General features: G+C 32.1%; 2 protein-coding genes. Both read left to right on the forward strand.

Annotated features, from left to right (window positions below; translation table 11 throughout):
- On the forward strand, positions 1 to 566 hold a 566-nt coding region (locus G5B32_RS16825), incomplete at its 5' end, for a helix-turn-helix domain containing protein (protein WP_206366946.1).
- Complete coding sequence (locus G5B32_RS16830; RefSeq protein WP_317166126.1) at positions 485 to 1,396, forward strand: IS3 family transposase; 912 nt, start codon at positions 485 to 487, stop codon at positions 1,394 to 1,396. The genes G5B32_RS16825 and G5B32_RS16830, both read left to right, overlap by 82 nt.
- Positions 1,397 to 1,410: the final 14 nt, after the last annotated feature.

Below are 1,410 nucleotides of genomic sequence, written 5' to 3' on the forward strand. Positions count from 1 at the left end.
ACTTTCTGGGGGCATTTTTTATGGAAAGAAAAGTAAAATACAATTTAACATTTAAGAAGACTTGTATTGATTTATACTTTAAATCGTCACAATCAATATTAAGTATTAGCACGGAAAATAGTGTATCTAAAAGTACTCTGAGTCGATGGATTCAGGATTATGTAAAGTATGGCCTCACGGGTCTTTATCCTAAGAAGAATCAAAATTACTCTTTTGATTTTAAGTACAGGGTGCTTCAAGTCATGGAGCGAGAGAAGCTTAGTCTTAGTGAGACTCGTTTGAAATTTAAGATTCCCAATGATTCTATAATTGTGCGGTGGCGTAATATTTTTACTAAATTTGGATTAGAAGGTCTTAAAAGTAAACCCCGAGGCCGTCCTAGAAAAATGAGTACCAACAAACGTAAAGCATATAAATCTCAAAAACCTTTAACTAGAGAAGAAGAACTTTTACTGGAAATCGAACGGTTACGTTGTGAAAATGCATTTTTAAAAAAGTTCAATGCCTTAATTCAAGCGGAGGAAGGAAAACTAAACTCTCGAAAGTCAAAGTCATCGAAGAGTTAAGGCAGGATTTCAGTCTGGATTTACTTCTAGACTGCAGTAAGATGGCTCGCAGTAGTTATTTTTATCACCAACAACGTGGTAAATTAGATAAGTACGCTGATATAAAGCCGGTTATCATGGAGATTTACAATCAACACAAAGGTCGTTATGGCTATCGTCGTATAAAAGATGCGCTGCGAAAGAAAGGTATACTCATTAATCATAAAACAGTTTTGAAATTGATGGTTGAGCTGGGAATAAGGAGTATTATACGAAAAAAAAGAAAATATAATTCCTATAAGGGCGAACAAGGTAAAATAGCACCAAATATCTTAAAAAGGGAATTCAAAGCTGAAAAACCACAACAGAAATGGGTAACAGATGTTACTGAATTTAGAGTCGGAGATAAAAAACTTTATTTATCCCCAATCATGGATTTATACAATCAAGAAATCATCAGTTATGAAATTAGTGAAAGACCTATTTTTACACAGGTAATGAAAATGGTTAACAAGGCATTTCGTAAAATACCTAATAAGAGCAACTTAATCCTTCATTCTGATCAAGGTTGGCAATATCAAATGAAAAAATATCAGAAAAGATTGAAAAAAAAGGGAGTGATTCAGAGTATGTCCAGAAAAGGAAATTGTTTGGATAATAGTATTATTGAAAATTTCTTTGGAACATTAAAGGCTGAAATGTTCTACTTACAAAAGTTTGAATCTATAGAGGAGTTAAAAAAAGAAATAATAAATTATATCAATTACTATAACAAGGTAAGAATTAAATCAAATTTAAACGGAATGAGCCCTGTAGAATACAGAGCTCATTATATCAAGAACATTGCTTAAATTTGTCCAACTTT

Origin of the sequence: Sphingobacterium sp. SGL-16 (assembly GCF_011043515.1) — a bacterium.
Lineage (GTDB): Bacteria > Bacteroidota > Bacteroidia > Sphingobacteriales > Sphingobacteriaceae > Sphingobacterium > Sphingobacterium litopenaei.